Annotated in this window: 8 protein-coding genes; 6 read left to right on the top strand and 2 right to left on the bottom strand. The window is 75.3% G+C overall.

Annotated features, from left to right (window positions below):
• From ACFPZN_RS55265 to ACFPZN_RS55245, 5 genes are all read left to right on the top strand, one after another.
• Nucleotides 1–1,235 (top strand): outer membrane protein assembly factor BamB family protein (locus ACFPZN_RS55265; RefSeq protein ID WP_378293324.1); only part of this gene is annotated, 1,235 nt, incomplete at its 5' end.
• Nucleotides 1,236–1,321: 86 nt separating this feature from the next.
• Complete coding sequence (locus tag ACFPZN_RS55260) at nt 1,322–3,502, top strand: outer membrane protein assembly factor BamB family protein (protein WP_378293322.1); 2,181 nt, start codon at nt 1,322–1,324, stop codon at nt 3,500–3,502.
• Between the two features lie 74 nt (nt 3,503–3,576).
• Nucleotides 3,577–4,155 (top strand): hemerythrin domain-containing protein, encoded by a 579-nt coding sequence (locus ACFPZN_RS55255; RefSeq protein WP_378293320.1) that lies wholly within the window; start codon nt 3,577–3,579, stop codon nt 4,153–4,155.
• 121 nt (nt 4,156–4,276) lie between these two features.
• A complete protein-coding gene (locus ACFPZN_RS55250) occupies nt 4,277–5,284 on the top strand; it encodes an ATP-dependent DNA ligase (protein ID WP_378293318.1) in 1,008 nt (335 codons plus the stop codon).
• A gap of 140 nt (nt 5,285–5,424) precedes the next feature.
• Complete coding sequence (locus tag ACFPZN_RS55245; RefSeq protein WP_378293316.1) at nt 5,425–5,886, top strand: four-helix bundle copper-binding protein; 462 nt, start codon at nt 5,425–5,427, stop codon at nt 5,884–5,886.
• Nucleotides 5,887–5,962: 76 nt separating this feature from the next.
• On the opposite strand, the gene ACFPZN_RS55240 is transcribed toward ACFPZN_RS55245, so the two are convergent.
• Nucleotides 5,963–6,841 carry a metallophosphoesterase family protein gene (locus ACFPZN_RS55240; protein ID WP_378293314.1) on the bottom strand — a complete coding sequence of 293 codons (879 nt, stop codon included), beginning with the start codon at nt 6,839–6,841 and terminating at the stop codon, nt 5,963–5,965.
• A gap of 140 nt (nt 6,842–6,981) precedes the next feature.
• Entirely contained in the window at nt 6,982–7,761 is a 780-nt protein-coding gene (locus ACFPZN_RS55235) for a TetR family transcriptional regulator (RefSeq protein ID WP_378293312.1), read from the bottom strand.
• Nucleotides 7,762–7,895: 134 nt separating this feature from the next.
• Between ACFPZN_RS55235 and ACFPZN_RS55230 the strand changes: the two genes are divergently transcribed.
• Nucleotides 7,896–8,724 (top strand): ABC transporter ATP-binding protein (locus ACFPZN_RS55230; RefSeq protein WP_378293310.1); only part of this gene is annotated, 829 nt, incomplete at its 3' end.

The raw sequence follows: 8,724 nt of genomic DNA, 5'->3' as shown, positions 1-8,724 counted from the left end.
GGCAGCAGGACGCGGGCCCCGAACCGGCGGGTCAGCCGGCCCATGGCGAGCTGGACGGCCACCGTGACCGCCATGACGGTCCCGGTGGTCGCGCCCGCTCCGCCGTGCCCGGCGCCGCCGCCGCGATCGCGGCCGGGACGGGGGCCGCCGCACTGCTGCGGCCAGAGGACGAGCCCGCCCCGCCCGCGCGGACCAGGCCCGCGGCCGGCACGGCGGCCTCGCCCCCGCCCGTAGGGCAGGGCAAGGTGCTCTGGCGCCGCTACACAGGGTCGAAGTACCTCATGTCCAGCCCGGCCGTGGCGGGGGGCGCCGTCTTCATCGGCAGCGAGAAGGGCGACCTGCTGGCCTTCGACGCCAGGACCGGCAAGCCCCGCTGGAAGTACTCCACCGGCAAGCGGATCATCTCCTGGCCCGCCGTCGACGGCGGCGTCGTCTACGTCGGCGGAGAGGACGGCGACGTCCACGCCGTCGACGCCGGGACCGGCCGCGTGCGATGGCGGCGGCGGGCCGGGGCGACCGGGACCGGCACCAACACCCTCGTCGCGGACGGCCTGGTCTTCGCCGGGGACGATCCCGTGCGCGCGTTCGACGCCGCCGACGGCTCGGCCCGCTGGCAGAGCCGCGGCGGCACCCGGTACGCCTCGCACCGCACGGTCGCGGGCGGCGTGCTGTACGTGCCGCGCGGCAAGAGCCTGGCCGCGCTCGACGCCTCCACCGGCGGGCTCCGCTGGGAGTACGACATGAGCGAGGGCTCCGGCGGCGCGGCCGTGTCGGGCGGCGCGGTCTACTGCGGCGACTTCCAGGGGAACCAGGTGCACGCCTTCGGCGCCCGCGACGGCGCGCCCCGCTGGAAGTACCGCACCGCGGGAGCCGTCACGGCCCGCCCGCAGGTGTCCGGCGGCATCGTGTACGTCGGCGACCGGGACTCCAACGTGTTCGCCCTCGACGCGGCCAAGGGGACCATGCGCTGGCAGGCGCAGATCGACGGCCACGTGCAGGGCGATCCGGCGCTGGCGGGCGGGGTCCTCTACGTCGCGGCCGGCGTCTACTCGGACGGCGTCCTGTACGCGATCGAGGCCGCCACGGGCCGCCAGGTGTGGCGGTTCGAGGTCGGCGAGGGCACCGAGTCGAGCCCGGTGGTCGCGGACGGGATCGTCTACTTCGGGTCCAAGGACGGGTACCTGTACGCGCTCGACGCCCGCGGCGGCCCCGGCACCGTGCCGCCGTCCGGCTGACCCCGCCCGCCCCCGAACGCCCCGCGCCTCCGGAGCGGGTCGGCGCGATGCGCCGCGTGAACGTGACGAGAGAACGAGGAGGTCCGATGTCGGCGACGCGGCCCGGAGACCCCAGGCGGGTCGGCCCCTACCGGGTGCTGGGCAGGCTCGGCGCGGGCGGGATGGGGCAGGTCCTCCTCGGCCGCTCGCCCGGCGGCCGCACCGTCGCCATCAAGATCATCCATCCGGCGCTGGCGGACGAGCCCGACTTCCGGTCCCGGTTCCGCCGCGAGGTGACCGCCGCCCGCGCGGTCGACGGCGCCTACACGGCCGCCGTCGTGGACGCCGACCCCGACGCCGCGCGGCCCTGGCTGGCGACCGCCTACCTGCCGGGCATGTCGCTGCAGGACGCGGTCGCCGAGCACGGCCCGCTGCCCCCGCCCGCCGCGCGTGCGCTGGGCGCCGGGCTCGCCGAGGCGCTGCTGTCCATCCACCGCGCGGGCGTGGTGCACCGCGACCTCAAACCGTCCAACGTGATGCTCACCCCCGAGGGCCCGCGGGTGATCGACTTCGGCATCGCGCGTTCGAGCGACGCCAGCGCGCTCACCCGGACCGGCGTGGCGCTGGGCACCCCCGCGTACATGGCCCCCGAGCAGGCCGCCGGGGAGACGGCCGGGCCCGCCGCGGACGTGTTCTCGCTGGGGGCCGTCCTGGCGTACGCGCTCACCGGCTCCGGGCCGTTCGGCCATGGCGCGGTGCACGAGGTGATGTACCGCGTCATGCACATGCCGCCCGACCTCGGCGCGATCAGCGATCCCGGGCTGCGCGTCCTGGTCGCGTCCTGCCTGGAGAAGGACCCGGCACGCCGTCCCGAGCCCCCGGAAGTGCTGCGGACGCTGACGGGCGGCCAATCGCCCTCCCCGGACGGCACGCGGTGGCTTCCGGCGGCGGTCGCCCACGCCATCGCGGGTCGGGGAACCGAGCCCGCCTCGTCCGGGCCGGGCCGCCGGCGCTTCCTCGCCGTCGGCGCGGGCGCCGCGTGGGCGGTCCTGGCCTCGGGCGGTGCCGCGGCCTTCTTCATGGCGCGCCGCGACGACTCGCCGCTGCGCTGGACGTTCACGCTGCCGGGGGACCAGAGCGTCCGGGTCGGGCCGTTCATCGCGCCCGGCCTGGTGCTCATCGTCGGGGCCGAGCGGCTGGACACCACGACGTACGCGGTCGACGCCCGCACGGGTGAGCGGCGCTGGCAGGGCGACTTCGGCGCGACCAGGGACTCCAAGCTGGCGATCCTGGGCGGGACGGGCTTCCTGTGCGACGCGAGCGGCGCGAGCTCGGCGCTGACCGGGTTCGACCTCGCGACCGGGCGGCGGCTGTGGTCGGCCTCGCTGAGGACGTTCACGATGACCCCCGCGCCGGTCGCTGGGGCCGGGGTCTTCTGCGTCCCCGGCAGCGAGGGGATCGGGAGCGACGGCCTGTACGCGTTCGACGCCGCGACCGGGCGGCGGCGCTGGCAGTACCGGACCGAGCGCGTCATGGGCGATGTGGTCCTGGCGGGCGGCCTGTGCCATTTCACCGACGAGGACGGCTTCCTGTACGCGGTCGACCTCGCGACCGGAGCCGCCCGCTGGCGGCAGCGGTTGGCGGAGCGGCTCGGTGCGGCGACCCCGGCGGCGGGCGGGGGCCTGGTGGCCGTGATCGCCCCGGACCGCCGCGTGCACGCGTTCGACGCCGCCACCGGCGCACCGCGGTGGAAGTCGGAGCCGGCGGAAGGCTCCTCCGGCACGGTCGGCGGCCTGGGCGACCCGGGGCCGCTGCTCGCCGGCGGCACCGTCTACGTCGGCGGTGCGGGCGGCGTGCTCACCGCCCTGGACGCGCGCAACGGCGCCCGGCGCTGGCTGCACGGCACAGCGGGCTCCGGCGCCGCGTCGCCCGCCGGGAAGGGGCACCAGCTCCCCGTGGTCGGCGGCGGGCTGGCCGTCCTGGACGACGGCGCCGGGACGCTGGCCGCGCTGGACGCCGCCACCGGGCGGGTCCGCTGGCGGCGGCCGCTGCCGCAGGGGTTCGGGGAACGCCCGGTGGTCGCGGGGAACGTCGTCTACCTGGCCATGGTCGACGGCGTGCACGGCTTCGACCTGGCCACCGGCCGCCCCCGCTACCGGCTGGGCAGGGACGACCTGCCCGAGGAGTCGCTGTCGTCCGCGAAGGGCATCGCCGCCGACGGCGCCGACGTCTACTGCTCCATCGGAGGGGACCTGCTCTGCGCGCTCCGCCCGGCGCCCGCCGGCTGACCTGCGAGGTTTCAAATCCGGGACGGGGGCAGGTCCACGGCAGCCGACAAGCCACCGGACCGGGAGACACCGCGATGACCGAACGCCCCGAGACCATGCCCGACAAGGACGTGGTGGACCTGCTGCTGCGCCAGCACATGGAGATCCGCGCGCTGTTCGGGGAGGTGGCGGCTGCCCGGGGCGACGCGCGGGCCGCGGCGTTCGACCGGCTCCGCAGGATGCTGGCGGTGCACGAGACCGCCGAGGAGGAGGTCGTGCACCCCTACGCGCGCCGGCTGATGGACGGCGGCGGCCCGATGGTCGACGCCCGGCTGGAGGAGGAGAACCGGGGCAAGACGATCCTGGCGGAACTGGTGGACATCGGCCCTGGCGGCAAGGGGTTCGGCCCGCGCTTCGAGGAGCTGCGCACCGCCGTCCTCGAGCACGCGCGCCGCGAGGAGGAAGAGGAGTTCCCCCGCATCCGCGAGCTGGCCACCGCCGAAGAACGCCGGGGGATGGCCGCCGCCGTCAAGGCCGCCCAGGTGCTGGCGCCCACGCGCCCGCACCCGGGCGTGGAGTCCGCCTCGGCCAACCTCCTCGTCGGGCCGTTCGCGGCGGTGGCCGACCGGACCCGCGACGCGGTCCGCAAGGCCGCCGGCAGGCGGCGCGGCTGACCGCCGGCCCGGCCGCGATGACCGCCGGTGCGGCGGGTTTCCTTTACGGTCCGGTAGAGGCGTGGTCAAGGTTGGGCCGGGGGCCTTTCGGGGGCGCCGGAGCGGGTAACCGGCGCTTGCCATGCACATCCGGTCGCCGATCACGCCGATGCTGGCGGTCACCGTGGATCGCCTCCCGGGGCCGGCCCAGTGCCGCGGCGGCTGCCTCTTCGAGCCCAAGTTCGACGGGTTCCGCGCCGTGGCGTCCGTGGAGCCGGGCCGCGGCGTCCACCTGTGGTCGCGCCGCCGGACCAGCCTGAACGCGGCCTTCCCGGAGGTCGTGGCGGCGCTGGCCGAGTGGGTCCCGGCCGGGACGGTGCTGGACGGGGAGATCGTGCGGTGGAGCGCCGAGGGGCGGCTGGACTTCGGCGCCCTGCAGCGCCGCCATGTCGCGGGCGGCCGCCGCGCCGCGCTGGCCCGGACCGAGCCCTGCCACTACGTGGCCTTCGACGTGCTGGAGACCGGCGGCGCCGATCTGCGGCCCCGCCCGCTGCGGGAGCGGCGCCGGGCGCTGGAGGGCCTGCTGGCCGGGGCCGGGCCCGGCGCGCTGGTGATCGCCTGCCCGCAGACCGCCGACCGCGCCGAGGCGGAGCTGTGGTTCGCGGCACTGGCGGCCCAGGGCATCGAGGGGCTGGTGATCAAGGCCGCCGGTGACCCGTACCAGGCGGGCCGGCGCCGCTGGTGGAAGATCAAGCACCGCAGCACCGTGGAGGTGATCGTCGGCGGCGTCACCGGGTCCCCGGAGCGGCCTGAGACCCTGGTCCTCGGGCGCCGCGCCGCCGGCGGCCGGCTGCGCGTGGTCGCCCGGACGGGACCGCTGCCCCTGCCCGCCCGCACCGAACTGGGGGCCGTCCTGCGGCCCGCCGGCGACGATCACCCCTGGCCCGCCGAGCTCCCCGCCGCGCTGGCCGGCGGGCCGTACGGGGGCGGGCCGCCCCTGCGGTACGTGCGGACGGTGCCGGACACGGTGGTGGAGATCAGCGTCGACACCGCGACGGAGGCGGGCCGGTGGAGGCACGCGGCGCGGTTCGTCCGGACCCGCCCGGACCGGCACCCCGGCGACGTCCCGGCCGGGCTCGCCCCCGAGTGAACGGGTCGAGCGTCGGGCCGGAAATGTCCTGGTCGCGCCCACTATGGCCAATGCTGGGCCTGTTCTTCTTCAAGTCCGATATGGGGGGTGAAGATCGGGTAACCCCTGTCGCGCCACCAACTACCACGGGGGGAATCGCCATGACCTACACCGCGCAGATGATGAAGGCCTACCCGGCCGAGATCAATCTCGACCGCGGGCGGCTGGCCGAGGTGATCGACACGCTGATGAGCTGCGCGCAGGCGTGCACCGCGTGCGCCGACGCCTGTCTGTCCGAGCCGTCGGGCGAGCTTCCCCGGCTGACTAGGTGCATCCGCGACAACATGGACTGCGCCGCGATCTGCACCACGACGGCCGAGGTCCTGTCCCGCCACACCGGCTACGACGCCAACCTGACCAGGGCCCAGGTGCAGTCGGCGATCCAGGCCACCAAGACCTGCGGCGACTCCTGCGCCGAGCACGCCCGCGACCACGAGCACTGCCGGGTGTGCGCGGAGGCCTGCCGGCAGACCGAGCAGGCCCTCAACGGGCTGGTCTCCCAGCTGACCTCCTCGGGCGCGGTGCCGCGCCAGCCCAGCCAGGCCGCACCGCAGCGCCGCTGACCCGTGGCCGCCGGCTCGGCGAGCGGCGAGGCCCCGAACGGGCGGGGCCTCGCCCCATGAGACCCCGCGCGGAGGGTCAGGGGGCGGCGGCGACGAGGGCCGCGAGGTCGAGGTCGTCGCCGTGGACGTCGGCGAGCCACCCGTCGTGGACGTACTCGAAGGAGTAGGTCTCGGTGTCGAGCAGGCCGATGCTGCCGGGCGTCACCTGCTGCCCGGGGTTGACGGGCGCGCTGTCCCTTCCCTCCTTGGGGCCCACGAGCTGGCCGAGGGCGTAGGAGACGGTCGGGCCGTAGCGGCGCGGGCCGTTCTCGTGGTGGTAGTGGCCGCTGACGTGCAGGCGCGGCCGGAGGTGCTCGATGAGCGCGGTCAGCTTGGCCGAGCCCTGGACCTGGCCCCGGTACTCCGACATGCCGTACGGGCCGTCATGGGTGATCAGGATGTCCGCGCTGCCCGGCTCGGCCGCCATGAACGTCGCGTAGGCCTCCGGGTCGAGGTCCATCGAGCCGTCGGTGGCCTCGATCATCCCGAGGAAGGCCGTGCGCTGCCCGGCCACCTCGACGACGTTCCCGCAGGCCACGTGCCGGTACGAGCCGAGCGGATCCACCGCCGCCACCGGCCCGCGGCCGTCCTCCCGGTGGAGGCCGGCCAGCCAGTCGTGGTCCTCGTGGTTGCCGCTGACGAACAGGAACGGGGGCACCCGATCGAGGGCGAGCCGCACGCCGTCGGCGAGCCGCGGCGGGGGATCGAGCAGCCGGAAGAAGTCGCCCTGCGCGGGGTTGCCCGCGCCGAACCGGCGGCTGGGCCCGTCCATCCGTTCAAAGGTGGGGAAAGCGCCCAGATCGCCCACCTGGACCAGGGCGTCGAGCCGGATCGCCCGGCGTGAACCGAGCATGACCGCCGCGCCCAGCGCGTGCAGCACGCACCCGTGGACGTCGCCGAAGAACGCGATCTTCATCGCCACTCCTGTCTCGGGAGGCCGGCGCCTGTGCCGGCCTCGCGCCCGGGCGCCGGGAAGGGGCGCCCCGGGCAGTGTCTCAGAACCGTCTCTCAATTCATCTCACAACCGTCGCACAATGTCGCGCAATGTCGCGCGAGCTAGGGCGGCGGGGGCGCGGCGTCCTCGCGCAGGTGGCGGTACACGGTGGCGCGGGACACCCCCAGCCGCTCGGCGATGGCGTTGACGCTGTACGAGCCCGTCGCGTACATCCGCCGGGCCGCGGCCGCCTTCCCGGCGTCCATCACGCTGGGCCGCCCCGCGCGCCGGGGCGCGGGCCCGGCGCCGCCCCCCTCCAGCCCCGCCTCCTCCCGCGTGACCAGCCCGGACGCGGTCGGCTCGTCGAGCAGCGCCCACACGCCCGCCAGGATCTCCGCGCGCAGCCGCTCGATCGGCAGCTCTTCGAAGAAGAACACCGGGTCGCTCAGCATGGCGAAGATCTGGACCGCCCGGATCCGCGCGCTGACGTCCTGTTCGGGCCCGGCGAACAGCTCGTGGATCCGCCGCACCAGCGAGACCAGCTCGCGGAAGGCGTGGTCGTGCGCCAGCAGCGTCAGATCGTGGAGCAGCAGGCGCAGCACCCTGCGGTTGCGGATGTAGGCGTCCAGCGTGCCCTCGATCAGCACGCGGCGCATCCCGACCGGGTCCTCGACCTCCGCGGCCGTGCCGAGGAGGTCCTCGAAGTCCTCGGTGAGCGGCTCGCACAGCGTCGCCAGCAGCATGGCCTTGGAGGGGAAGTGATAGAAGACCGTCGCCTTGGTGATGTCCAGCCGGGCGGCGATCTCGCGCATGGAACTGGCCTGGTAGCCGCGCTCGGAGAACAGGTCCAGCGCGGTCTCCAGGATGCGCGCCCGGGTGTCGGGGGACCTCCTGTCGTCCACCCGCCCACCCTAGACCGGCCCCGGTTGGCCCGCGCGGCGGTGATCCTCTACTCTCGAAGGAACTGACCGGCGGTCAGCCGGGATCCCTGGCCGGCTCGACCGCCATGACCGCGAGGACGATGAGGACCATCGCGATGACCGACGCGATCCGTGTTTGCGATCTGACCAAGAGCTTCGGCGACGTCCGGGCGCTCGACCGGCTGGACCTGACCGTCCGGACCGGCGAGGTGCACGGGTTCCTCGGCCCCAACGGGGCCGGCAAGTCCACCACCATCCGCGTGCTGCTCGGCCTGCTGCGCCGCGACTCCGGCGAGGTCCGGCTGCTGGGCGGCGACCCCTGGCGGGACGCGGTCGACCTGCACCGCCATCTCGCGTACGTGCCGGGCGACGTCAACCTGTGGGGCAACCTGTCCGGCGGCGAGGCGATCGACCTGCTCGGCTCGCTGCGCGGCGGCCTCGACCGCGCCCGCCGCGACGACCTGGTCGAGCGCTTCCAGCTCGACCCGGGCAAGAAGTGCCGCACCTACTCCAAGGGCAACCGGCAGAAGGTCGCGCTGGTCGCCGCCTTCGCCTCCGACGTGGAGCTGTACATCCTGGACGAGCCGACCTCCGGGCTCGACCCGCTGATGGAGGCGGTCTTCCAGGACTGCGTCGCCGAGGTCAAGCGGGCCGGGCACACCGTCCTGCTGTCGAGCCACATCCTCGCCGAGGTGGAGCGGCTGTGCGACCGGGTGTCCATCATCCGCGACGGCCGCACGGTGGAGTCGGGCACCCTGGCCGAGCTGCGCCACCTCACCCGCACCGCCATCAGCGTCGAGGCCGAACGGCCCCTCACCGGCCTGGACGGGATGGAGGGCGTGCACGACCTGCACGTCGAGGGCACCGCCGCCAGCTTCGAGGTCGAACCGGAGGCGCTCGCCGGCGTCCACCGGCACCTGGCCGGGTTCGGCGTCCGCGCGCTCA

Origin of the sequence: Actinomadura rugatobispora, from assembly GCF_042656285.1 — a bacterium.
Taxonomy (GTDB): Bacteria; Actinomycetota; Actinomycetes; order Streptosporangiales; family Streptosporangiaceae; genus Spirillospora; species Spirillospora rugatobispora.
Note: the sequence above shows the minus strand (reverse complement) of the source record. Positions and strands in the feature narration are given on the sequence as shown.